The sequence below is a fragment of the Marseilla massiliensis genome (assembly GCF_016899855.1).
GTDB lineage: Bacteria > Bacteroidota > Bacteroidia > Bacteroidales > Bacteroidaceae > Prevotella.
The window spans coordinates 1-25100 of record NZ_JACJJG010000039.1 but is presented as its reverse complement, the minus strand read 5'-3'; the positions used below and the strand labels follow the sequence as shown (position 1 = coordinate 25100).

At 51.5% G+C, this 25100-nt stretch carries 16 protein-coding genes; 8 read left to right on the top strand and 8 right to left on the bottom strand.

Features of this window, described 5'->3' with window-relative positions; genetic code table 11:
- Nucleotides 1–166 precede the first annotated feature (166 nt).
- Entirely contained in the window at nt 167–1123 is a 957-nt protein-coding gene (locus H6A34_RS08220; protein WP_205104804.1) for a DUF3667 domain-containing protein, read from the bottom strand.
- A 728-nt stretch (nt 1124–1851) separates the two neighbouring features.
- Between H6A34_RS08220 and hflX the strand changes: the two genes are divergently transcribed.
- The 6 genes from hflX (at nt 1852) to H6A34_RS08190 (ending at nt 11660) form a co-directional block, all read left to right on the top strand.
- Nucleotides 1852–3102, top strand: coding sequence for a GTPase HflX (hflX, locus tag H6A34_RS08215; RefSeq protein ID WP_021948231.1), 1251 nt, complete (start codon nt 1852–1854; stop codon nt 3100–3102).
- Between the two features lie 203 nt (nt 3103–3305).
- Nucleotides 3306–5126, top strand: a complete 1821-nt coding sequence (locus H6A34_RS08210) for a DUF4954 family protein (protein ID WP_205104802.1) — start codon at nt 3306–3308, stop codon at nt 5124–5126.
- Nucleotides 5127–5265: 139 nt separating this feature from the next.
- On the top strand, nt 5266–8172 hold the full coding sequence (locus H6A34_RS08205; RefSeq protein ID WP_205104800.1) for a M16 family metallopeptidase: 2907 nt from the start codon (nt 5266–5268) through the stop codon (nt 8170–8172).
- A 339-nt stretch (nt 8173–8511) separates the two neighbouring features.
- Nucleotides 8512–8727 (top strand): hypothetical protein, encoded by a 216-nt coding sequence (locus tag H6A34_RS08200; RefSeq protein WP_205104798.1) that lies wholly within the window; start codon nt 8512–8514, stop codon nt 8725–8727.
- Nucleotides 8728–8823: 96 nt separating this feature from the next.
- Nucleotides 8824–10470, top strand: coding sequence for a fumarate hydratase (locus tag H6A34_RS08195; RefSeq protein ID WP_338088645.1), 1647 nt, complete (start codon nt 8824–8826; stop codon nt 10468–10470).
- Between the two features lie 56 nt (nt 10471–10526).
- Nucleotides 10527–11660: a hypothetical protein gene (locus H6A34_RS08190; protein WP_239480810.1), complete on the top strand. Its 1134-nt coding sequence runs from the start codon at nt 10527–10529 to the stop codon at nt 11658–11660.
- A gap of 162 nt (nt 11661–11822) precedes the next feature.
- Here H6A34_RS08190 and H6A34_RS08185 read toward each other — a convergent pair whose 3' ends face one another.
- The 5 genes from H6A34_RS08185 to H6A34_RS08165 all read right to left on the bottom strand — a co-directional run bounded on the left by H6A34_RS08185 (nt 11823) and on the right by H6A34_RS08165 (nt 20404).
- Complete coding sequence (locus H6A34_RS08185; protein WP_338088644.1) at nt 11823–13220, bottom strand: efflux transporter outer membrane subunit; 1398 nt, start codon at nt 13218–13220, stop codon at nt 11823–11825.
- Nucleotides 13214–16348: an efflux RND transporter permease subunit gene (locus tag H6A34_RS08180; protein WP_205104794.1), complete on the bottom strand. Its 3135-nt coding sequence runs from the start codon at nt 16346–16348 to the stop codon at nt 13214–13216. The genes H6A34_RS08185 and H6A34_RS08180 overlap by 7 nt, the downstream gene beginning before the upstream one ends.
- Nucleotides 16345–17571: an efflux RND transporter periplasmic adaptor subunit gene (locus H6A34_RS08175; RefSeq protein WP_205104792.1), complete on the bottom strand. Its 1227-nt coding sequence runs from the start codon at nt 17569–17571 to the stop codon at nt 16345–16347. The genes H6A34_RS08180 and H6A34_RS08175 overlap by 4 nt, the downstream gene beginning before the upstream one ends.
- 57 nt (nt 17572–17628) lie before the next feature.
- A complete protein-coding gene (gene nhaA / locus H6A34_RS08170) occupies nt 17629–19029 on the bottom strand; it encodes a Na+/H+ antiporter NhaA (RefSeq protein ID WP_205104790.1) in 1401 nt (466 codons plus the stop codon).
- 634 nt (nt 19030–19663) lie between these two features.
- A complete protein-coding gene (locus H6A34_RS08165; protein WP_205104788.1) occupies nt 19664–20404 on the bottom strand; it encodes a nitroreductase family protein in 741 nt (246 codons plus the stop codon).
- Between the two features lie 519 nt (nt 20405–20923).
- Here H6A34_RS08165 and H6A34_RS08160 point away from each other — a divergent pair.
- Nucleotides 20924–21436 carry an outer membrane insertion signal domain protein gene (locus H6A34_RS08160; protein ID WP_021948218.1) on the top strand — a complete coding sequence of 171 codons (513 nt, stop codon included), beginning with the start codon at nt 20924–20926 and terminating at the stop codon, nt 21434–21436.
- Between the two features lie 234 nt (nt 21437–21670).
- On the opposite strand, the gene H6A34_RS08155 is transcribed toward H6A34_RS08160, so the two are convergent.
- Together H6A34_RS08155 and H6A34_RS08150 are read right to left on the bottom strand one after the other, a co-directional pair.
- Nucleotides 21671–22420: a LytR/AlgR family response regulator transcription factor gene (locus tag H6A34_RS08155; protein WP_021948217.1), complete on the bottom strand. Its 750-nt coding sequence runs from the start codon at nt 22418–22420 to the stop codon at nt 21671–21673.
- A gap of 27 nt (nt 22421–22447) precedes the next feature.
- A complete protein-coding gene (locus H6A34_RS08150) occupies nt 22448–24502 on the bottom strand; it encodes a histidine kinase (RefSeq protein ID WP_205104786.1) in 2055 nt (684 codons plus the stop codon).
- A 299-nt stretch (nt 24503–24801) separates the two neighbouring features.
- On the opposite strand from H6A34_RS08150, the gene H6A34_RS08145 reads away from it, so the two are divergent.
- A partial coding sequence (locus H6A34_RS08145; RefSeq protein WP_205102961.1) for a transposase occupies nt 24802–25100 on the top strand: 299 nt, incomplete at its 3' end.

Sequence of the window (25100 nt, the reverse complement as noted above, 5' to 3'; positions counted from 1 at the left end):
ATAGTGGTTGACGCCGGCGGTGAGGGACTGGAGTTCAGAAACTGACTGGAAAGGTGAGAAGGTGAAAAGGTGAGAAGGTGAGAAAACATAGGCATGCAAATCATTTCATTGTGATATTGAAAACCTATCTTTCCTCATCTTCTCACCTTTTCACCTTCTCACCTTTTTAGATTGCCGCCCATGCGACGCTCAACGCCATCCAGACTACCAGCAGAAGGAACATCATGATCCACCACCCGGCAAGCACTTTAAATGTGAACCACGCCGTGCGCAGCAGGCTGAAGCCGTACAGCTGCTTGTAGTCGTAAAACATGACGAGTAGCAACAGCCACGTGGGCATGCAGTACATGTTGTCAATCCACTTGCTGCCTTGGGTGGCTATGATGCACGCCATCGACACCATCATGAGTTGAGTGGCTATCAGAATTTGCGAGAAGAAGCACTCGGTAAGGTTCATATTCGGACGCAGCGGCGACCGACGGAACACCCGCATAGCAATCAAGGCGAAGAGGCTATGGCTCAAGACGAGTTCTATCGCCTGGTTTTGCCGGAAGAAGTCGGTGACGTTTTTAAACACGTCGATAAAGTTGTTCATCCCCTCAATGAATATACGTTTGCCCTTATAGGCCTCTTCGCCATTAGGTATGTCGAGCTTTTTATCGGACAGGCTAATTGTAGCGTCAGTGTAAATCCCGTCCATCGCTCCCGGAGCCACGATATGCTGCGTTACGACAAACGCCGTGGTGACGAGGAAAAGCATTTTTATCGGCGGAAAATACGGTGCCTGGCGGCCGTCAAGATAGTCGCCTATCATGTAGCCGGGACGGCAGATAAGGTGCCAGAGGGTGCGCGGCAGGCTGCGGTTGCCCAGTCCCCATACCTCGAGAGTCTTGTTTATTGCGTGCTTGAAAGTAAAGCGTGACACTCCGGCCGACTGTCCGCAGCGTGGGCAGAAGTTGCCTGTGAACGTGGTGTGGCAGTTAAGGCATTCGTGGCTTTCCGCTGACAATGGTGCTACCTTCACTCCTTTGCGCTGCCATGAGTCGATACGTGACAGCGTGCCGCATACCCTGTCGTATGCCGTGCATATTGTTTTTCCTAATATTTTGAGGGGATTTTTCATGCTGTGCCGGTACATTCAGCCCGCACGCCTGTAGTAAACAGTAAGACTCATGGCGTGCGGACTTGTTGGAAACATGATGCAAATATAATACATTTGTCCGTGAAAAGTGCAAAAATACGGCCAAAAGTGTTATCCGCTACAATCTCGTGATGGAGATAAAAAATGCCCCGATACCACATCGGAGCAATTTCTTAATTTTTGAATGTCTTAGTCTTTAGTATCAATGTAGCATGTAATTCTGAAAATCTCTTATTCGATTACGTGGGCAAAAGTAAGCAAAAAAATTGATGCATATCAAAAATATAAGGTTTTTAATCAAAAAAAACACGTAAACGTTTACGAATGCTTGCGTCATATTTGTTACATAAGTAGTAGACAGACGGCGCTTATACGTGTGCTATGTTTACATTTTTATATTCTTTTCGTGATATTTGTCACTTTTGTAAAGCGCACCGTTTACACGGCATATTGTGCCCGTTTTCATAACATGTTGGTTTTCAAGATGTTGCGAAAGGCCGTCTTTTAGCTCCTAAAAGGCCGTCTTTCGGAGGTCAAAAGACGGCCTTTCGCAATGTAAGAGACGGCCTTTCATTATTTGTCCGACTTCAGGCAATGCCGCCGTCGGATGCAGGTGCCGCCGTAAAGTAAAACAAAATGCTTTTTTCTTTGTATTTTGATTGAAATAATATAACTTTGTACCATAATATATTATATTCCCAAACAATAGGATGAAAGAATTTGTCATATCTGAAGTCAAGGCCGAGACGGCCGTTCTTGTGGGCCTCGTCACTCCTGACCAGGACGAGGCAAAGACGAAAGAATACCTTGACGAGCTGGAATTCCTGGCCGACACGGCCGGCGCCGTAACCGTAAAAAGGTTTACGCAGAAGGTGCCCGCGCCCAACCAGACGACGTATGTCGGCAAGGGAAAGCTCGATGAAATAAAACAATATATACTGGCCGAGGAGGAGGCAGAGAGGGAAATCGGAATGGTGATTTTCGACGACGAACTGTCCGCCCGGCAGATACGTAACATTGAGAATGAGCTGAAGGTGAAGATTCTTGACCGCACATCGCTCATCCTCGACATCTTCGCCATGCGCGCCCAGACGGCCAGTGCCAAGACGCAAGTAGAACTGGCGCAATACCGCTACATGCTGCCGCGCCTGCAAAGGCTGTGGACCCACCTTGAACGACAGGGCGGCGGAAGCGGCTCGGGAGGAGGAAAAGGCTCTGTGGGACTGCGTGGACCGGGTGAGACACAGCTCGAAATGGACCGCCGTATAATCCTTAACCGCATGTCGCTGTTAAAGCAGCGCCTTGCCGAGATTGACAAGCAGAAGAGCACGCAGCGCAAGAACCGCGGGCGCCTGATACGCGTGGCGCTTGTGGGTTATACCAACGTGGGCAAGTCGACGCTGATGAATCTCATGGCCAAGAGCGAGGTTTTTGCCGAGAACAAGCTGTTTGCCACGCTCGACACGACCGTCAGGAAAGTGGTGATAGAGAACCTGCCGTTCCTCCTTGCCGACACTGTGGGCTTCATAAGGAAGCTGCCCACCGACTTGGTCGACTCGTTCAAGTCAACGCTTGACGAGGTTCGCGAGGCCGATTTGCTGCTGCACGTCGTGGATATATCACATCCCGACTTCGAGGAACAGATAAACGTAGTCAACAACACGCTGAAAGACCTCGGCTGCGCTGACAAGCCCTCGATGATAATATTCAACAAGATAGACGCCTATACGTGGGTGGACAAGGAGCCGGATGACCTTACGCCGCCTACGAAAGAGAACATCACGCTCGACGAACTGAAGCGTACGTGGATGGCGAAGCTCAACGACAACTGCCTGTTTATATCGGCAAGGAACAAGACAAACATCGACGAACTGCGCGACGTACTTTACAAACAGGTGCGCGAACTGCATGTACAGAAATATCCGTACAACGACTTTCTGTACCCTACGGCAGATGTTTAAAGGTGAAAAGGCAGAAAAGTAAAAAGGTAAAAAGCGGCTGAACTGCAAACAAAGCAAATGGCGTATTTTAATGAAAGCTCAACTCCACTGCAACAAATAACAAGGCATTTGTCTTTAACTGCTTAGCGAACGCAGTGAGCGAGAGTTTCCTTTAGCGAAGCGAAAAACTTCTTTAACTCCTTTAACTCCTAAAATAAAAAGCCATGGATGATTACAGATTGCTTACTGACGAGGAAATCGGGATACTCGAAGAGAACGGATGTACGGCGGAAGACTGGACCAGCGTGAACGTAGCTGACGACTTCATGCCCACGTACATACGCCGTGTCAGGTTTTACGGCACGGTGAATCTCGGCGTGTTCGAGAAGAATGTCGAGGTTACGAGCGGGTTTGTAAGGCATTCGGGAGTGTGCAACGCAACGCTGCGCAACGTGACGATAGGCGACAACTGCCTTATCGAGAACATCGGCAACTACATCAATAATTATGTCATCGGCGACGACTGCTACATCAGTAACGTGTCAATCATCGAGACAACGGCCGAGGCTACCTTCGGCGAAGGCAACGCTATATCCGTGCTTAACGAGGCCGGCAACGGTAATGTTATGCTGTTCAGCGGACTTACGAGCAATTTTGCCGCGCTGATGGTGCTACATTCGCGCGACAGGGAGTTTACTGCCGCTGTGAGAAAGATGATAAGGGACGACATCGACCGCCGTCTTTCAGGCACCGGAACGATAGGCAACGGAGTGCGCATTGTCAACACTACGGAAATAACCAATACCAATATTTCTGACAACTGCGAGGTAAACGGGGCGTCGAGGCTTACCGACTGTACGCTTGCCGCCGAGCCGGACGACAGCGTATATATAGGCTCTGGCGTGATATGCGAGAACTCCATCATAGCCGACGGCTCGTCAATACTCAACAGCGCGAAGCTGTTTAACTGTTACGTGGGCGAAGCCAGCCAGATAACCAACGGCTTTACGGCGGAGAGCAGCCTGTTTTTCGCCAATACGTACATGGCCAACGGCGAGGCATGCGCCGCTTTCTGCGGCCCGTTCTCGGCGTCACACCACAAAAGCACGCTGCTCATCGGCTGCATGACTTCGTTCTACAACGCCGGTTCGGCGACCAATTTCAGCAATCATGCGTACAAGATGGGGCCTATACATTACGGCATTTTGGAGCGTGGAACGAAGACAGCCAGCGGTTCGCACATGCTCTTGCCGGCAGACATAGGCGCCTTCTCGGTGTGCCTGGGCAAGCTGTCCGGACATCCCGACACCCGCTCGCTGCCGTTCTCATATATCATCGGCGACGGCCGTGACACGTATATCGTGCCGGGCAGGAACATCACTACGGTAGGCGTTTACCGTGACATACGCAAATGGCCGAGGCGCGACGTAAGGCTCGAGTCAGCCAAGAAAAGTATCGTTAACTATGATTGGCTTAGCCCGTTGACGGTCAATGAGATTGTAAAAGGCCGTCAATTGCTCGCCGATTTGCGGCAAAATGCAAGCCAAAACACGGCCTTTTACACGCTCAATGGTAACAAGCTGAGTACCAACTCGTTACAGCGAGGCATTAAGTTGTACTCGATGGCCATTGAACTTTTCATTGGCGAGGTGCTCATGTCGCATGACTTTGGTGACCCTTGTACGGCTTCCGGCGCAGGCGAATGGCATGACCTGTCGGGGCTGTTGCTGCCGGCGGCTGAGGAAGACAGGCTCGTTGAGAAAATAAAATACGGGGTGGTGGACAGCGTGAAGGCCCTGTCGGGCATGCTCGAGGCGTATAACGACAGGTATGGCGACTATTTGTGGACGTTCACCGTAAGCCTGATGAAGGACTATCTCGGCACCGACGAACTTACCGAAGACGACTTCGCGTCAATGCGTGAGCGTGGAAACGCCGCCCGCGAAACATGGCTCGACGAGATAAGGAAGGACGCCGAGAAGGAGTACGACATGGGCGACGTCGACCGCGCTGTGCTTGACAAGTTCCTCTCGCAGCTCGGGTAAGAGACGAGTAGACAAGCAACAAGGCACAAGCAGCCAGGCTTTTGTCTTTAACTCCTTTACGGGTGAAACGGGCGATAAACTCCTTTAACTCCCTTGACTCCCGAATTTCATGATGAAAAAAACATTTATCCATATAGCAATGAACAAGTTAATAACAGCGCTTTTTGCATTCCTGCTCGCCTTAGTGCTGCCTGTAGAGGCAAAGGAATACAAGTATCAGACCGTCCCCGGCGACCTGATGAAAACACGCATCTACACCCTTGACAACGGTCTTACGGTGTACTTGTCGGTCAACAACGAGAAACCGCGCATACAGACGTACATCGCCGTGCGTACGGGAAGCCGTAACGACCCGCCTGAAACGACAGGTCTTGCGCACTATCTTGAGCACCTGATGTTCAAGGGTACACGGCAGTTCGGAACGTCAGACGCAGCCAAGGAAGCTCCGCTTCTTGACTCAATACAAAACCGTTTCGAGGTTTACCGCACGCTGAAAGACTCGCTCCAGCGCCGCGCCTACTACCACCAGATAGACAGCATATCGCAACTGGCGGCAAAATACTTCATCCCCAACGAGTACGACAAGCTTATGTCGTCAATCGGAGCGCAGGGAACCAACGCATATACAAGCAACGATGTGACCTGCTACGTTGAGGACATACCGGCCAATGAGGTTGAGAACTGGGCCCGGATACAGGCCGACCGCTTCCAGAACATGGTTATCCGAGGCTTTCATACGGAGCTTGAGGCCGTGTACGAGGAGTACAACATCGGTCTTGCGAACGACGGAAACAAGCTGTTCGACGCCATGAACGCCCTGCTGTTTCCTGGTCATCCGTACGGTACGCAGACAACAATCGGAACGCAGGAACACCTGAAGAACCCGTCAATCGTCAACATCAAGAACTACTTTAAGCGTTACTACGTGCCCAACAACGTGGCAATCTGCATGGCGGGCGACTTCAATCCTGACGAGGTTATAGCCATAATCGACAAATATTTCGGCACATGGAAGCCAAACCCCAACCTCTCGCAACCGCAGTACGCGCCGATTCCAGAGCGCACGGCGCCGGCCGACACCACCGTAGTAGGCCAGGAGGCGGAGAATATTTACATGGCATGGAGGTTTGACAAGGCAGCCTCTTTCCAGACAGATACGCTCGACGTGATATCCGACATGCTGTCAAACGGCAAGGCCGGACTTATGGATCTCGACCTCGACCAGCAGATGAAGTGGCTCGGCGGAGGTACGTTCACCTATCCGCTGGCCGAATATTCGGGTTTCGTAATGGCCGGATTCCCGAAGGAGGGACAGTCTCTTGACGACGTGAAGGCCCTGCTTCTCGGCGAGATTGAGAAGATAAAGAAGGGCGACTTCAGCGAAGATCTGCTCAAAGCGGTTATCAACAACAAGAAGCTGAGCTTCTACACCACGCTCGAAAGTAATGCCGGGCGTGCCGACATGTTCGTCAACGCATTCATAAACCGTCAGAAGTGGAGCGACGTTGTTGGCCGCTTAGACCGCATTTCGGGAATAACGAAACAGCAAATCGTTGATTTTGTCAACCGACACTTCCTCGACAACTACATCGCAGTGTATAAACGCACGGGCGTTGACTCGACAATCAAGAAGATAGACAAGCCCGAAATAACGGCGATACCTACCAATCGCGACATGCAGAGCGCGTTCGTCACGGAGATTATCAACTCTGAAACGGAGCCGATACAGCCCAAGTTCGTAGACTTTGACAAGGATTTGACGAAGGCTACGACCAAAAACGGCCTGCCTGTATTGTACGTAAAGAACACCGAGAACGGCCGCTTTACACTGAGCTATTACTATAAATTCGGCGAGGAAAGCGACAAATGGCTGCCTTACGCCGCACAATATCTCAACTATCTCGGCACTGACAAGATGACCGCCGAGCAGGTAAAGCAGAAGTTTTACGGCTTAGCCTGCAACTACGGCATAATAGTTGACACGAAGGCCATCAGGATTTACCTGAACGGATTGGCTGAAAATATGCCCGAGGCGATGGCTTTGCTCGACAACGTAATAGCCAACGCGAAGGTTGACACGGACGCTTACACAAAGTTTGTGGGCATAGAAGAGAAGTCGCGTGCCGACAACAAGCTCGACCAAAGTGCAAACTTCAGCCGCCTGCAAACGTATGGAATGTACGGCGCTTACAACACGTATCTCAACATTCCGTCGTCGGAAGAACTGAAAGAGATGAATCCGCAGAAGCTCGTCGACATGATTAAGGCACTGAAAGGCTACAAGCACGAGGTGCTCTACTATGGCCCGATGGAGCTGAACGAGCTTACCGCCGTTATCGACAAGGGCCAGAAGGCGGCCAAGACACTTGCAGACGTGCCCGCAGGCAAGCCTTACAAGATGCAGCAGACCACGCAGAACGAGGTGCTGATAGCCCCGTATGATGCCAAGAACATATACATGATACAGTTCCACAACGACGGACGCCAGTGGAACCCCGACCAGCAGCCCGTAATATCGCTCTTCAACGAGTACTACGGAGGCGGCATGAACACCGTTGTTTTCCAGGAATTGCGCGAAGCCCGTGGCCTTGCTTACAGCGCGTTCGCCATGTACGGCACTCCGGGATACAAGGGACAGCCTGAATACGCCTACACTTACATCATATCGCAGAACGACAAGATGATGGACTGCATCCGCACTTTCAACAGCATTATCGACACTATTCCGCAGTCGGACAAGGCTCTCGAACTGGCGAAACAGGCTCTGATGAAGCGCCTCGCCACACGACGTGTCACCAAGGAGAACCTGATTTACACATATCTTGGCGCACGCGACCGCGGCATTGACTACGACATCAACAAGAAAGTGTACGAAGCCGTGCCCTCGCTGACGATGGACGACGTAGCGAAGTTCGAGAAAGAAGTGATGGCAAACAAGCCTTACCGCTACATAATCCTCGGCGACGAGAAGCAGCTTGACATGAAGGCGTTGGAGAAAATCGGCCCAATCAAGCGGCTTACGACCGAGGAAATATTCGGCTATTGACACTGTTCCAATATCCAAGGAAAGATTTTTAATTTTTACTTGTTAATTTATAATTTCCCAAAAGGCGGCCTTTCGCATTGTGAAAGGCCGCCTTTTGGCTTCCAATATGCCGTCTTTTACAAGCCAAAAGGCCATCTTTTGCAACACGATTTTCGGCATATTGGAAAGGCGTTGATTATCAGTGAGTTGCAAATGCGGCGTAACTTACTGTAAAAACAGTGGCAAAGCCATGTTTTATTAAGGTTAAATAAACATATAGAAGTCCCCGTTTCTCGGAAAAAATAAGTAACTTTGCAATGTTAAACTACACTTGATATAAACCCATAAAGCAACGCCAAAATGTCTGAACAGGAGTTAAACAAATACAGATTCAGCCCCGACAAAGAGCCGACTGATGAAATGTTGGCGCAGATTATGAGGGAAGTGGCCGAGGAAGCAAGGGGAAGCAATAAGGCCGCAACTGACGCATATTTTGCGCAAATGCGTCGCAATATCGTGGAAAAACAGGCTAAATGGGCGGACAGGATTAACAGTATAGCTAATGGAAAGAAGTGAACGGCGACCGGAATGGGCGCAAGTTTTACTGCCTTGAAACGGCTTTTCTAAATAAAATTGAGTAATTTTGCAATAATAAAAACATACAAACAAAACATTATGGCAACACCGGAATTCAAGTATGCCCCTATGTTCCAGTTGGGCAAAGACGACACGGAGTATTATCTCTTGACCAAAGACGGCGTGTCGGTTAGCGAATTTGAGGGGAAACCCATCCTTAAAGTAAGTCCTGAAGCATTGACGATGCTGGCTAATACGGCCTTCCGTGACGTCAACTTTTTGCTGCGTCGCGCTCATAACGAGCAGGTGGCCAAGATATTGACTGACCCTGAGGCGAGCGACAATGACAAGTACGTTGCGCTGACGTTCCTGCGCAACGCCGAGGTGGCTTGCAAGGGTAAGCTGCCTTTCTGCCAGGATACGGGCACGGCAATCATACACGGCGAGAAGGGACAACAGGTGTGGACGGGCTTCTGTGACGAAGAGGCGCTGTCGAAAGGCGTGTACAAGACTTACACCGAAGAGAACCTTCGCTACTCACAGAACGCACCCCTCTCAATGTACGAGGAGGTGAACACGCGCTGCAACCTGCCCGCGCAAATCGACATCGAGGCTACGGAGGGAGAGGAATACAAGTTCCTTTGCGTGGTAAAGGGCGGCGGCTCGGCCAACAAGACGTACTTCTACCAGGAGACAAAGGCCAGGATACAGAACCCCGGCACGCTGGTTCCGTTCCTCGTTGAGAAGATGAAGACTCTCGGAACGGCGGCTTGTCCTCCTTATCATATCGCTTTCGTAATCGGCGGAACATCGGCTGAGAAGAACCTCCTGACCGTGAAACTGGCGTCTACTCATTACTATGACAACCTCCCGACGACGGGTGACGAGACGGGAAGGGCTTTCCGTGACGTTGAACTTGAGAAGCAACTCCTTGACGAAGCTCACAAGATAGGCCTCGGAGCACAGTTCGGCGGCAAGTATTTTGCCCACGACATCCGCGTAATCCGTCTGCCGCGCCACGGCGCATCATGCCCGATAGGTCTCGGAGTGAGCTGCTCGGCCGACCGAAACATCAAGGCCAAAATCAACAAGGACGGCGTTTGGATTGAGAAACTGGACGATAATCCCGGCGAACTGATACCCGAAGAACTGCGCAACGCAGGCGAGGGCGACGCCGTACGCATTGACCTGAACCAGCCGATGAGCGAGATATGCAAGATACTTTCACAGTATCCGGTTGCAACACGAGTAAGTCTTAACGGTACAATCATCGTTGCCCGTGACATAGCTCACGCCAAACTGAAGGCCCGTTTGGACGCAGGTGAGGATCTGCCGCAGTATTTCAAGGATCATCCCGTGCTCTACGCTGGTCCCGCTAAGACTCCGGAAGGCATGCCTTGCGGCTCTATGGGCCCGACGACGGCCAACCGTATGGACCCGTATGTTGACGAGTTCCAGGATCACGGAGGCTCAATGGTCATGATAGCGAAGGGCAACCGCACCCAGGTTGTTACCGACGCATGCCAGAAGCACGGCGGTTTCTACCTTGGAAGTATCGGCGGTCCGGCTGCCGTTCTCTCGATGAACAGTATCAAGAGCATTGAGTGCGTTGAGTATCCCGAGCTCGGCATGGAGGCAATCTGGAAGATTAACGTGGTAGACTTCCCTGCGTTCATCCTCGTTGACGACAAGGGCAACGACTTCTTCAAGCAGCTGAAACCGTGGACTCCGTCATGCAAGTGAGCCTTTTAGCAGACGAGTTGACGAGTTACAGGCATATAAGTGAAAAGTAACAAGTAATGAACGAACAGGCGGCGGACAGGCAAATGGAATACATTTACTTGTCCGCCGCTTTATTTTCGACAATGACAACGACTATGTTCAAGCGCATTTTCACCGCCGCCGCATTATGTATTTCACTATGGGCGGCAACCAATTCAGCCGCACAAGAGCAGCTGCGGCCATACGAAAAGTGGGAAGCAACGCAGTTTGTAGCCTTGAGCGGTCACCAGCCTATCGACTATGTGACAGCTGTCAACAACTGGGAAATAACCTACAACCTGCGCACTCCGCAGACCGCCGGTGAACTGCGCGGCAAAGGAATACAGTGTTCCGACAGCCAGCTGATGCTGCTTGAAATCGGCGGAATTATCGAAAGGACCGGCGGGAAATGGCATACGGCCATACCGATACTTGACAAAAGGCAGACAGACTCTCTGCGCATTTTCAGCAAGAAAGTGGCCGATGATATCTACATTAAGAATCAACCGGACTTCATTAAGCTGACAAACATCATAAAAGACATGGGTTGGGAGGCCAACACTTTGTCCCTTATGTTCTCCTATCTGCTTGACGGCAGGATGTGGACAAAGCTCCTTCTGTTCGACGATGCAGGCAAACACGCTACTTGGAGCGGCTGTTATTGGATACTATATGAGCCGAGACCTGACGCGAAATACGGCACAAACGGCTACGGAGAGCAAGATTTGTGCCTGACATACATCGACAGCGGTATTGCTCCAAGCACCAACACGATGGACAAATGCGCCGATGAAATAAGGCGGAATGGCAAAATCAACGACCCTGCTCTTGTCAAACAACTCATAAAATACGGTATGGTTGATGCGCAAGGCAACGCCTTGTTCCCGATAATAAGGCGCCAAGACAACGCTTTCCACCAAACGGTCAACCGCCTGACGGAGAACATAAGCGCGGCGTTGAAAGGCTTTTGTGGTTCGATGTCGTCACAATTCGGTATCAAAGAAGAGGCCGTAGCCACCGTAGCTCTTTACCATGAAGTGATGTGGGAATTGATGGACAGGATGGAGAAAGACGGGATTCTCACAGTGCCGGGAATCCTTAAAGACAGTAAAAGGCGTGGTGACGGTATCGGCAATCTGGTGTTCTATATAGAGGGAGGACTGATGCAATAATCCTTAAGTCCGGACACAAGTAATCCTTTTTGCAGGTAACTTACAAACATACGGGTGGCGAGTTAAAAATAAGCGGGCAGGCAAACAGAATACGTTTGCCTGCCCGCTTGTTTTTGTAAAGTATGTTTTCTATACGTAAAAAGAGTATCCGTATTGTGTCGTTCAGTTCTCTTCCCATCCCCCGCCGAGTGCCTTGTAAAGGTTGACCATAGCCAGCTGGCTGTCGAGAAGGGCGTTGCTGAGACCTATCTGTGCGTCGAGGTAAGTACGCTGCGCGTCGAGCAGGTCCATGTATCCTATCGCTCCGTTGACGTATTGCACGAGAGCCAGTGACAGGGCTGTCTTCGACGAGCTTTCCAGTTCGTAGCGGGTTTTGTATATTTCCTTTATCTTGTTGAAGTTGGCTATGGCGTCATAGGCTTCCCTGAACGCGGACAGAACGGTCTTCTCGTAAGCGTATGTCGCGCGTTCGTATGCCGCCTTGGCCGCCTTGTGTCGTGCCTTGTTCTTGCCCATTGCGAAGACAGGCTGCAAGAGACTGGCGCTAAGCAGATGGTACGGTGAGTGCAGCAGGTCTTTCAGTTCCTCGCTCTCGGCGCCGAGGTTAGCCGTCAGCGTGATGTTAGGGAACATATTGGTATATGCTACGCCAACAGCCGCGTTGGCGGCAATGAGCTTCTGTTCGGCCTCACGAACGTCAGGGCGTCTTTCTAACAGTGTGGAAGGCAAGCCTACGGGCAGGCTGTCGGGGAAACTTACCTCTTGTGGCAGTTTTGAGCGTTCAATATGATGTGGATATTCGCCCGTGAGGAACGCCAGCTCGTTCTCCTTCGCCGTGACTTGTCGCTCCAGGTCGGGCACGAGAGTGGCCGTGCGCGATAGTTCGACCTGTGCTTGCCGGTATGTCACCTCTGATGTCAGACCGCCTTCGTAGCGTATTTTTGCCAGGTGTTCGCTTTCGCGGCGCGCCGTAACCGTCTGTCGCACAATGGACAGTTCGTTGTCGAGCGCCACCAGTTCGTAGTAAGCCTGCGCCACTTGGGCAATGAGGCTCATCTGCACTGCACGCTGGTTTTCCACTGAAGCCATGAATTCCGCCATGCTTGCGTCGTGCGCCCAGCGCAGCTTTCCCCATAAGTCAAGTTCCCATGAGATATTGGCTTTCAGGTCAAACTGGTTGTCGCTTTGGCTATTGTTGCCTCCGTGGTTGTCCTGTTCTTTTTCGCCGTATATCCTCAAGCCCAGCGATGGAAACATTGCCGCATAGTCAATACGCTTCATCGCCGCCATCTCCTTGACACGGGCAGCCGCCATCTGTAAGTCTTTATTGTGCGCGAGCGACTTCAATATCAGTTCTTGCAGGATGGAGTCGGTGTATATTTCGGTCCATGAATGGTCGGCCAGCGAAGCCGAGTCGGTGCTTTCCTCGTCGGCCAAGGTGGCAGGCATCTTAATGTCCGGGCGTGTGTATTGCCGTCCAATCTGGCATGACACCGTCATGGCTGCCAGCACCGTCATGGTTATCGCAAGCCGTATCTGTCTCAGGTTGTATTTCATAATGTTTCTTGGTGTTGTATTGCTTTTGGTTGCTTGCCGCCTTTTTTAGCCTTTGCCTTGTATACCCTTATGAAGAAGAAGGGTATAAGGAGAATTCCTATGCTTACGGCTGCTATCATTCCGAAGAACACGCCTGTACCGATTGCCTTGCGACTGGCCGCGCCCGGGCCGGAGGCCATCACCATAGGCAGGATACCGAGGATGAAGGCGAATGATGTCATCAGGATAGGACGGAAGCGAAGGCGCGCCGCGTGGAGTGCCGCCCTGAACACGTTGACGCCGGAATCGGCCTCGTCTTTTGCGAATTCAACGATTAGGATGGCATTTTTTGCAGCCAGACCCATCAGCATGACGAGTCCTATCTGGAAGTATGTATCGTTCTCAAGACCGCAGACCGTCACTCCGATGTATGCGCCAAGTGCCGCTACGGGCAAGGACAGGAGCACTGCCACCGGGACACTCCAGCTTTCATATAGCGCCGCGAGAAAGAGGAACACGAACAGGAATACCAATGTAAGGACAAGTCCGGTTTGGCCTCCGGCCTGTTTTTCCTGGTAAGACAGTCCGCTCCATTCGAGCCCTATATTGTCTGGCAGATGCGTGCGCACGAGCTCTTCCATAACTTTCATTGCCTGTCCTGAGCTGTATCCTTGGGCAGCCGTACCACGTATGATGGCTGTGTTGAACATGTTGAAGCGCTTGATACTGCCCGGTCCGGTAGTGTACTCGGTCGTGCCGAGCGCCGTCAACGGTATCATGTCGCCGTCGGCTCCCCTCACGAAGTACAGGCTTATGTTGTCGCGGTGTTCGCGGTATGGTGCCTCTGCCTGTATATAGACGCGGTAGATGCGGTTGAACATGTTGAAATCGTTGACGTATACCGAGCCGGTGTATGCCTTGATAGTTGAGAATACGTCGGCCATCGGCACGCCGAGCATTTTCACCTTGTCGCGGTCTACGTCGAAATAGAGTTGAGGTATTTCTGCCTGGAGCGACGACGAGAGTCCTGACAGCTCCTTACGTTTTGACGCATAGTACATAAGAGTGTCGGCCGCACGTACTAAGTCATCGTAAGTTGCGTCGCCGTGAGCCTCGAGTTGCATTTCGAATCCTCCTGACGAGCCGAGTCCGGGAATAACGGGCGGCGTGGAAAGATAGAACTTACACTCGGGATATTCCGTCAATTCACGGCTTACTCCGGCCATTATGTCGCTTATTGTAGTGTCGTCACGCTTCTTCCATTCCTTGAGGATGACTGTAAGTTGGGCTCGGTTCTGGCTGGTGCCGACACGTGGACTTGTTCCCGTCACGTTTTGGACATACTCTACCGATGGGTCTTTCATCAGGTACTTTATGGCATGCTCGGTGACGGCACGTGTACGTTCGAGTGTTGTTCCTTCGGGCATTTCCAACTCAACGGTGAAATATCCTTGGTCTTCTGCAGGCAGGAAACTTGTTGGAGTGAGGCGGTACAATATGAAAATCATGATTAGTACCATGCAAAAGCCTACGGCAACGCGTCTCGGATTCTTTATGATGTGTGATATTCCGGAAAGATATTTGTTGTTCCCGATGTCGAGCCAGCGGTTGATTGTACGGAAAATACGGTTCTTCGGCTTGTTCTTGTCTGTGGGTTTAAGTATTAGCGAGCACATGACGGGACTCAGCGTGAGGGCCACAATGGTGGATAACAGCACGGAAATGACTATCGTCACGCTGAACTGTCGGTATAACTGGCCAGTTATTCCTGAAAGGAAACTTACGGGAACGAATACTGCCGCCAGTACCATTGACGTGGCAATAAGTGCTCCGGTAAGCCCTTGCATGGCTTTCTTCGTGGCCTCGTAGGCTCCGATATGTTCTTCTTCCATTATTCGTTCGACATTCTCGACTACTACAATTGCGTCGTCGACAACGAGACCGATGGCCAGCACAAGTCCCAACAATGTCAGTATGTTGAGTGAGAAGCCGAATATGAGCATGAAGCCGAATGTTCCGATAAGTGATATTGGAACCGCCACTAACGGTATTACCGTGGCACGCCAGCTTTGTAGGAAGAGGAATACGACTACAATGACCAGCACAAGGGCCTCGAACAGTGTTTTGTACACCTCGTGGATGGACTCCGATATGTAGGTTGTCATATCGAAAGGAACTTCGTATTTCATCCCTTCGGGAAATGTCTTGCTGATTTCCTCCATGGTTTTCTTGACCTTCTCGGCTACTTCCATGGCGTTGGCACCCGGCAACATATATACACCGAGCACAGCCGCGTTACCTCCATTTATTCCGCTTTCGGTATTATACGACTGAGCTTCAAGCGAAACACGCGCTACGTCGCGCAGACGGATGAACGAACCGTCGGCATCGGCACGTAGTACAATCTCCTCGAACTGTGCAGCTGTTGACAATCGGCCTTGCGCCGTGATGGGTATCGTAAAGTCAAGTCCTTGTACAGGCTGTTGTCCGAGAACTCCGGCTGCAGATTCACGGTTCTGGTCTTTCAGGGCATTCTGCACGTCTTGCACGGTAAGTCCGAAGCTTGCGAGGCGTGCCGGGTCAACCCATATCTGCATGGCGTAGTATCGGCTACCGATGTTTGACACGCGGCCGACACCAGGAATGCGGCGTAGCAGGTCAAGAACGTTAAGTGTCGCGAAGTTACTAAGATATATTTCGTCGAACTTAGGGTCGTCTGATGTGAGGCAGATGGTCATCAGCTGGCTGGCTGCTTGTTTCTCTATCTCGATACCGTTCTGTACGACTTCGGCCGGAAGCCGTGACTCTGCCAGCTTAATTCTGTTCTGTATCTCCACTGCTGCAAGGTCAGGATCAGACGATATGTCGAATGTAACCGTAGCCGAGAACGCTCCGGAATTGGAACTGTTCGACTCCATGTAAAGCATGCCTGGCGTACCGTTCAATTCTTGTTCGATGGGCGTTGCCACTGCCTGTGAAACCGTAAGGGCGCTGGCTCCGGGGTATGAAGCGCTGATTTTCACCACCGGCGGTGTTATCTGCGGGTATTGGTCAATAGGCAACATCGTCAGTCCGATGAGTCCGACGATGACAATCAGCACGGATATTACGATCGAGAATACCGGGCGGTCTATGAAAAAATTTACTTTCATTTGTCGGAGTCTTTGGTTCGGTTAGCGTGGGCGCGAGGATTGTTTCCCGCTAATTTTGACTTTGAGGCCACACGGACTTTGATGCCAGGTGTAAGTTTGTGGTAGCCTTCGCTGATGATAGTCTCTCCGGGTGCAAGTCCTCTTTCCACCACAACCTTGTTTCCGAACTCAGGGCCGAGCTCGATGAAGCGGCGCTCAGCAGTAGAGTCACGGCGCATGACGAAGATATAGGCTCCACCTTTTTCTATAATAAGTGCTTTCTGTGGTACCACTGTCGCGTTTTCACGGACGTCGAGCAAGGCATGTACCTTGGTAAACTGTCCCGGCAGAAGCACATGGTCGGGGTTGGGCATTTCGGCACGTACGGAAAAGGTACCTGTCTTCGGGCTTACCTGTGGCTCGGCGAAGTCAACAAGTCCTTTGTATGGATACACGCTGTTGTCCGCAAGCGTAATCGTGACGTACGGCTGCCATGAGCGCGACGAGTCACGTTGTCCGAGTATGATGTTGCGTTCCTTGCTTTTGAGATAGTCGAGCGCCGTCATGCTGAAGTCTACAAGCACGGTGTCGCTTTTTACAACCGTGGCAAGAAGCGACTTGCCAGACGTTCCTACTAGCGTGCCAAGGTCAACCAATCGCTCGCTGATGTATCCGGATATCGGCGAGCGTACATACGTGTAGCTGAGCTCCTGCTCAGCCTGGTCAAGGTCGGCGCGGCTCATGCCCATGCTGGCTACAGCCGTTTCGTAAGCAGCCGTGGCGTTGTCGAGGTCAAGGCGGCTGGCGGCGTTCTGCTCGAATAAAGGACGTATTCGGTCGAGGTCGCGCTTGGTCTTGCGTACCAGCGCTGAGTCCTTGCGCAGCTGGGCGCGGGCCTTGTCGACCTTAGCTTTATACTGGCGCTGGTCGATAATGAAAAGCACTTGGTTCTTCTTGACGTACGTTCCCTCGGCGAAAGCCATACGTTCAAGGAATCCTTCCACTCTGGCGCGCACCTCAACGAACTGCTGCGCACGCACACGGCCTACGTAGTCGCCGTATATTTCCACGTCCTCGACACCTACCGGTTCGACCGATACTACCGGGGGCTCAATTTCTTGTTTGCCCGGCCAGGTTATGATTACGTACAAAGCTATCAATACCACTATGCAGCAAAGCATTGTCACGAGCCGCTTCTTGCGCAGTATTATTTCTTTTCTCTCCAGGATTTGTCTTATTCTCATAACTTTCTATTATGCACTTGCATTCAAAAACGTTGAAAATATTGATTTATTTTGTCGTTAAACGTGATTTAACTGATTGTCTCCGCCATTGTTTCCTGTCGCTGCTCCGCCTTCAGTTTTTGCCTGGCGGCAGTGCTTGCCGTGGCCGTCGGTGCCCAGCAGAACGTATCCTGTTATCCCGCCGAGTATGGACGCGGCGAATATGCCCAGTTTAGCTTGCATCAGCATGTTCCCGTCGGTGAAGGCGAGTGTGGATATGAACATTGACATGGTGAAGCCTATTGACGCGAGGAAGCCGAGCCCTATAATGCGGCGCATGGTCAGCGCTTCCGTATGTCGTGCTATGCCGAGCCGTACGAGTAGCATAACCGATAGTACAATGCCCAGCGGTTTGCCGAGAAGAAGGCCTAATGCTACGCCCGAGGCGATGTTTGTCGAGAATACAGATTGTATGTCAAGGCCGGCGAATGATATCCCTGCGTTGCTCAATGCGAATACGGGCATTACGACAAACGATACGAACGGGTGCATGGCGTGTTCGAGACGTTGCGACGGTGGGATGGCGTCGCGTGTGTCGTTCATCATGTTTGATATTACCTTTACCTGTTCTTCCTCAAGCGTGGATACCCCGTTAGGCTTGAGGTCGGCAAAGCGGCGCAGGTGGCGTGCCGCCCGTTTCAGGTATTCGGCCTCGGGAAGTCGTGCGTCTGACGGTATGACAAAGGCGGCCAGCACCGCGGCGATTGTGGCGTGGATACCTGACATGAGGAACGCCGTCCACACTCCGCAGATACCGAGTATGCCGTAGAACGTCACGTTCTTTACGCCCATCTTGTTGGCGCCGAACATTACGCCGAGGAACGCCAGGCCTACGGCTATGTTGACAAGTGATATTTCCGATGTGTAGAACAGGGCTATTACTACTACGGCACCGAGGTCGTCAACGATGGCGAGTGTGGTAAGAAACACTTTTGCCGCCAGCGGAACGCGGTCGCCGAGGGCATAGACTATCGCCAGCGAGAAGGCTATGTCCGTGGCCATCGGTATGCCCCAGCCTCCGGCTGCTGCCGTGCCTGCGTTAAGTAAGGTGTAGATTATGGCCGGAACGAGCATTCCGGCCACGGCGGCGCCTATTGGCAGTACCGTGTTGCGGGGGTTGGCAAGCTCGCCGCCGATGAACTCGCGCTTGAGCTCGAGCCCCACAACGAAGAAGAACATCGACATTAGTCCGTCGTTAATCCAGTGGTGCAGCGAGTAGTAAAGCACGGGCTCGCCGTTGAACATGAAGCCTACCTTGTGCTCGAACAGGTGGAAATACTCCTCGCTCCAGGGCGAGTTGGCCAGCAGAAGGGCTATCACTATGCTCACGCCGAGAACTATCCCGGCCGACTTCTCCCTCTTGATGAACTGCTGTATGGGCATGACTATGCCCCGTCTTACTTTGTATTGATATTTCATCCGTGGTGTTTGCGGTTATGCTGGTTTGTTATATGTCGTTGAGGCTCGGTATCGGTGGCTGCCGTCCATTCACAGAAAAAGAGGACATGTCCCGTTTCCGACACGTCCTCTTTCTTTTGGATTAAGCAACAAGGAGCAGCTTTTATTTACCAAAACATCCATATCAACAACTTGTTTTCTAACGTACCCCTTTCATCATTTTGAAAAACATCTTCCTGACATCAACATTTACCATCTTTTCGACTGGCTCCCCGTCGCTCGAAAGTACATCACACGTTCATTAGTTGTCTAATATATCAGAGTTGTTCTGACATTTTCTTACCAATATTTCCTGCAGTGTTGACAACTTATGTTGTGTATTTTGTTTTCTGCCCTAAAGATAACTACTTTTTCCTTGATTTCCAAATGTTTGGCCAAGAAAATCGTTCGTTTTTTCAAAATTTATCATTTGTTCGCATAAAACCTGCACATTGAGGACCTAATGTGCAGGTTTGTTGTCGCCGGCTATACGGTCATGCGGTTTTGATGTCGCCCGTCTCTTTGCGGCTTATCGGTTCCGGCGCTGCGCTTTGTGGCGTTCATACGCCCTGCGTGGCATGGCCGTATAACCTGATGACCGTATAATCTTATAGCCCTATTGAATAAATCCTTGCTTCTTTAGGGCCTCCATCATGCCGGCTGACATGGCCTCGTTGTCTTTCTTTGTATAGCGTATGTCGGCGTATACCTGGGCCAGTGTCTCCTTGTTGTTTATGCGTACAAACTCCTTGTTTTCCTCCAGTGCTTCCTTTGGGCCGTAGTAACGGTCGATGTCGGCGGGCGAGTAGTCGTGGTAGGTCTCGTCGTGCACGAACGACTCAAGCGGCAACCGGTCGCTCATCGGCGGCTCTTCTGCCGGCCATCCCAGGGTGATTGTGGCCACGGGCATTACGAGCTGTGGCAGTTTTAGCGTGTCGATAATCATCTGCGGCATGTACACCGTAGTGCCGAGGAAGCAGAGTCCGAGCCCTTCTTCCTCTGCCAGGTTGCAGAAAGTCTGCGTGTAGAGCAGCGCGTCGGTGGCCGCGTTCATGAACGAAAGGAAGTTGTCGTAGCCCGGTTCGGCCTTGCGGCAGCGGCACCAGCTGCTGGCGCGGTTGAAGTCGGCGCACACCGTGAGCACCACGGGCGCCTCGGTAACCATCGGCTGGTTGAAATGCGCCGGCGCCAGCTTGGCTTTCATCTCTTCGGAACGTGTCACAACGACGCTGTACAGCTGCATGTTGCCCATGGTCTGGGTACGTGCGGCCTCGGTGAGCAGGCGGTTGAGCAGTTCGTCGCCAACCTCCTTGCCTGAATACTTGCGTATGCTGCGTCTCGTGTTAATTGTCATCATACCTTGTGTTGTTTTGTATTTCGGGCGCAAATTTAATCATTTTTCTCCACACCGCAATGCGGCCGTCTGATAAAAAGACGCCCTTTCGCTGACAGTTTCCATAATAAATGAATTGCGGTTGAGCCCAAACGGCGTTGCGAAAGGCCGTCTTTCGCACGGTAAAATGCCACCTTTTGCCTCCTAAAAGACGGCCTTTTACACGCCTGCCGTTAACGTCTTGATTGCTAGCCTGTTACATGCCGTCCTGCAAAGGCCGTCCTGACGCCTTGCAAAAGCCGTTTTAACATGTCGTAAGGACGCCCGTTATGATGTTTAAACACTTTCCATCGCACATGCGGAATGCCGCTTTTGCGCCTCAAGGCGACAGTCTTTTACCAAATAACCACAATAAAAAACACATTAAACACATTTTTGTGCATAATGTAAAAAAATATTTATTTAGGCATTGCATATTCGATAAAAAAACGTATCTTTGCGAAAAGTTAAGTTTATTTATTATTAACCAAAACTTATATCAATATGAAGAAGTTATTAATGGTAGCGCTCTTCGCAATAGTTGCGGTAGGCGCAAGTGCACAAAAGAACTTTACGATTTGGTGGGGAGGAAACGTTGCTGACATGTCAGGCGACTTTGACGTTAAGTCTGAATTCAAGGCCTTGAACATCGGTGTGTCTTATACTGCTCCCATTTCAGACGCATTCGACTGGTCGGCAGGTGTAGGTTATGTAACCAAAGGCTGCAAGGATTGGGATCCGGGCTTCATCCAGTTGGAGGGAAACGCTGCCTGGAACTTTGTTAAGGGCGAGGATGCCAAGGTCGGAATCTTTACCGGTCCGTATCTCGGTTTCCTTGTAGCTAAGGATGATATGGAAGAAACTAATACCGTAGACTTCGGATGGCAGGGCGGTATTGCAGGAGCATGGAAGTTCCTGTCGCTCAAGCTCGGCTATGAGTATGGCTTCTGCAATATGGTAAAGGAATTCGACACCAAGCCTGGAGAGTTCTTCTTCCGTGTAGGTGTGAGGTTCTAAGTACTCTACTCTATCATGATACGATGCGCCGTAGGCAATCGCCTGCGGCGCGTTTTTTGTGTAAAAGCGCTATATGATGGCGATAATAATAAATCCGGAAAACGTCTTTGCCGTAGTAAATCACGTATAACAGACAAGGCGTTTGTCTTTAACTCCTAACGAAGCGGAGCGAAGTGATAACTCCTTTAACTTCTTTAACTCCTAAAAGAAACTTCTTTAACTTCTTATAAAAACCTACAGCGAGTTGTATCTGCTTATGAGTTTGCGACGGAAGAAGCGCCCTACCTTTACGTAATCAATCTTGTCGAACGGGGGATAAAAGCAGCAGATGTTGTCGCGAACCTCAAGAAGGTAGTTTATGTTGATGATGTATTTCTGGCCTACTTGTATGAAGCTGTCGTCTATTTTCAGCAGGTTCTCCTTCGTTATGTTGCGTTTCAGGCGCAGCGGACGGTCGCATCCGGCCGCTATCACCGTCCATACGCGGGCCTCGTGGTCGTAGTGGAACACGCAGATGTCGCGTATCTGGATCAGCCTGAAGTCTACGGCGTTGGTGTAGAACAGCAGTTTCCCGTCCTCGCGTTTCAGCGTGTCGTCTTGCCGGGCGCTGCCGTTGCCGTTGAGGCTGTCGGCGTAAAAGCGGTTCATGATTGTGTCCAGTTCGCCGTCGTCGATAGGTTTCAGCAGAAAGTCGAACGCCCTGTTCCTGAAGGCCGGCAGCATATAGTCATTGTATGCGGTGTATATCACTACGTAGCAGCGGTAATCGTCCTCGGCCCTCATTCGTTCGAGAAACTCTATTCCGGTCATGTCGGGCAGCTCCATGTCGAGGAACAGCAGTTCCGGACGGTGTTTCATTACCTGCTCTATGCCGTCGCTGCCATTGTCAGCGGTGGCCACAAGTGTAATGTCGGGATATTTCTTGAGCTTTGCGGCCAGGCTTTCGATGGCCGCCGGCGTGTCGTCTACGATTATCGCGTTCATCGTTTTGCTGTTAAAGAAAATATTAAATCATTCCAAACTTTTTAGTCCTGACGGTATGACAAGAGTGACTTCACACCCTTCCACGTTTCCGTCAGCCGCCCGGACGTTCCTTATTCCGAGCCTTATTTTCCGCTTGTTTTCACGGTTTATAATGTTTATGGTGCTGCGGATGACCTTCAGTCCGGTCTTCGTTGACGACGGGTCGGAGCGCCGGATGTCGAATCCTGTGCCGTTGTCGCCCACGGTCACCCTGCAGCATGCTTCGTCTTTCGTCACGTTTATGTACAGTCGCTTGGCTCCCTTGCGGCCTTTCAGCCCGTGCTTTATGGAGTTCTCCACAAGGATTTGTATGAACATTGACGGTACCATGACGCTTTCGAGCACCTTGTCGTCAGGCGCGTTGACGGTGAAGTCAAGTTCCGGGCATACGCTGTTGCGCTCTACGCTGATGTAGTATTTTACGAAGTCGAGCTCTTCTTTCAGCGATACGTAGTACTTACCCGACATGTTCAGGTTGGCCCGGATGAGCTTTACCAGCGCCATCAGTTCGTCGGCATCGCCCTTGTCGGTCTTTGCCATGCGGTTGTTGAGCACGTTGAAGATGAAGTGTGGCGATATCCTTGAGCGCACGTTCATAAGTCTTAGCTGCATGAGCTCGATGTGCATCTGCAGCCTTCGCTTCCTCGTGAAAGTGTATCCGTACAGAAGCAGCAGCACGAGGGCCGCCACGAGCAGCAGCGCTACGTATATCGTGAGCCGTGCCGAGCGTATGTCGGCGTCTTTCTCCTGTATTGCCAGCCGGTGGTGCAGTTGCAGCGTGTCCTGCGCGTAGCGCATCATTATTTCCGATGTGCGCATGTTCACTATGTTGTGCTTGAGCGAGTCGTTGCGTGTGTTGCTTTCCGTCAGGTCGTCGTACGCACGCTTGTAGTCGCCCTTCCGCACGTAGTACTCGCGCAGGTAGCGGTGGCGTATGTTGGCCATGTTGAAGTCCATCGTGGCCGTTACCCGCTCGTTGGCCAGTATGCGGCTTACTGTTGCGGTGTCGCCGGCCTTCAGCGCGAGCGCGATCATGATTGTATGGCAGTAGTACAGTGCCGTCTCGTCGCCTATCTTGTTGAAGAAGGCGTAGACTTCGTCCACCAGCCGCCGTGTCTCCTGCTCCTGTCCGAGGTTCATTTTCACGTCGGCCATGTTTACCTTGCATACGTTCATCTCGTAGCTGTTGTCCATTCCGTGCGACTCGAGAAGCTGTTTCATTCTCGTAAACACGGCTTCCGCGCCACGGTAGTCGCCCGAATAGTAGTAGTAATTGCCGTAGTTCGTAAGGAAGTACAGCTGCATGTTGAGCGACATCAGCCTGAAGTTGCCGTCGGCTACGCGGTAGCAACCGAGCGCCGAATCGAAGTCTCCGAGGTTAAGGTATATCCGTCCGAGCCCCATGTACAGGCTTACGTTGTCCTCGTCGGGCAGTTTCAACGAGTCAGAAAGGAACAATGCGCGCCTGTACCACCACGCGGCGCGCGGCATGTCGTTGGCCGCCACGTACGCGTCGCCCAGGTTGGCGCACACGTTGGGCAGGTTGCTTTCGCAGTCGCTGCCCGCCAGTTGTCTGCAGGCTTTGTTGTAGGCGTTGATTGCCTTGGCCGGCGCGAAGTGTAGTTTATAGTAGTAACTGCCCTTTATGTTGTACAGGAAGCCCAGCATTCCGCGCACTCTCGGTGTCTGTTCACGTGCGGACAGGAATGCGTATACGCTGTTCCACCGCAGTTTCGTAGTGTCAGGCACGTCGCGGCTTACGGAGTATCTCATCAGGCGCAGGTACCAGTCGTAGTAGTCAAGGCTGTCGGTGGCGTTCTTCATGCCGTCCTTTATCATTTTGAGGGCGTATGGCGAGTTGACCGCCACGGAGTCGTCTACGTTGGCAAGGGCTGCCACAAGCGAGTCGGGACGTGAGTCGTCAGCTGTCTGCCTGCCTCCGCATGATGCGAGAACGGCGCATGCCATCGCCGCCGCTACGGCTATTATGGCCGCCAAACGGGCTGTGTGCAATGGTCTGCATGCATTTTTAATAGCATTCATCTTTCGTCTGATTAGCGCCTGCGTGGCTGTATTTGCCCTTTATTTAACTAAGCGCAAAGTTAGCAAAATTTTTTAAAAATGATATTGTTGGAGTGTGTCATTTTGATTTTTTGTCGATAATTTGAGGTAAAACAGTTTGTGGAAGTAAACTAAGAGTGTACAGTCTGACCGCTCTCCGGAGGCAGGTAGGCGTGTCCTCTGGCGCCATTGGCGCTGTAGCTGCCGTATTGCGCGTGGGCAGTCTGTCTTGTCCTGGCAAAAGTTGACACATTTATGAACAATAAAAAATGTGTAAAACAATGCGAAAGAATCCAACAAAGTACAGCGAGGAGTTCAAATTGAGCGTCCTTCGTGACTATTACTCGTCAGGCATGAGCAAGCGCAAGTGTGCAAAGAAGTATGGCCTGTGTAATCCGACGTTATTGTCGTCATGGCAGTCAAAATATGGTGAGAAAACCTTATCTTTGCCGTCGGAAGAAGAATACGACGACATGGCAAGACGCAGCAAGGAGGAATACAGGGATGAGAACGCGGCCCTGCGCAAGCGCGTGCGCGAGTTGGAGAAGGCGCTTGCGTACTCGCGTTTGGAGACGGAGGC

What these genes read in the sequence shown, in the direction of transcription:
- H6A34_RS08220 (WP_205104804.1), bottom strand. Translation starts at nt 1,123, where the DNA reads ATGAAAAATCCCCTCAAAATATTAGGAAAAACAATATGCACGGCATAC.
- hflX (WP_021948231.1), top strand. Translation starts at nt 1,852, where the DNA reads ATGAAAGAATTTGTCATATCTGAAGTCAAGGCCGAGACGGCCGTTCTT.
- H6A34_RS08210 (WP_205104802.1), top strand. Translation starts at nt 3,306, where the DNA reads ATGGATGATTACAGATTGCTTACTGACGAGGAAATCGGGATACTCGAA.
- H6A34_RS08205 (WP_205104800.1), top strand. Translation starts at nt 5,266, where the DNA reads ATGAACAAGTTAATAACAGCGCTTTTTGCATTCCTGCTCGCCTTAGTG.
- H6A34_RS08200 (WP_205104798.1), top strand. Translation starts at nt 8,512, where the DNA reads ATGTCTGAACAGGAGTTAAACAAATACAGATTCAGCCCCGACAAAGAG.
- H6A34_RS08190 (WP_239480810.1), top strand. Translation starts at nt 10,527, where the DNA reads ATGAACGAACAGGCGGCGGACAGGCAAATGGAATACATTTACTTGTCC.
- H6A34_RS08180 (WP_205104794.1), bottom strand. Translation starts at nt 16,348, where the DNA reads ATGAAAGTAAATTTTTTCATAGACCGCCCGGTATTCTCGATCGTAATA.
- H6A34_RS08175 (WP_205104792.1), bottom strand. Translation starts at nt 17,571, where the DNA reads ATGAGAATAAGACAAATCCTGGAGAGAAAAGAAATAATACTGCGCAAG.
- nhaA (WP_205104790.1), bottom strand. Translation starts at nt 19,029, where the DNA reads ATGAAATATCAATACAAAGTAAGACGGGGCATAGTCATGCCCATACAG.
- H6A34_RS08165 (WP_205104788.1), bottom strand. Translation starts at nt 20,404, where the DNA reads ATGATGACAATTAACACGAGACGCAGCATACGCAAGTATTCAGGCAAG.
- H6A34_RS08160 (WP_021948218.1), top strand. Translation starts at nt 20,924, where the DNA reads ATGAAGAAGTTATTAATGGTAGCGCTCTTCGCAATAGTTGCGGTAGGC.
- H6A34_RS08155 (WP_021948217.1), bottom strand. Translation starts at nt 22,420, where the DNA reads ATGAACGCGATAATCGTAGACGACACGCCGGCGGCCATCGAAAGCCTG.
- H6A34_RS08150 (WP_205104786.1), bottom strand. Translation starts at nt 24,502, where the DNA reads ATGAATGCTATTAAAAATGCATGCAGACCATTGCACACAGCCCGTTTG.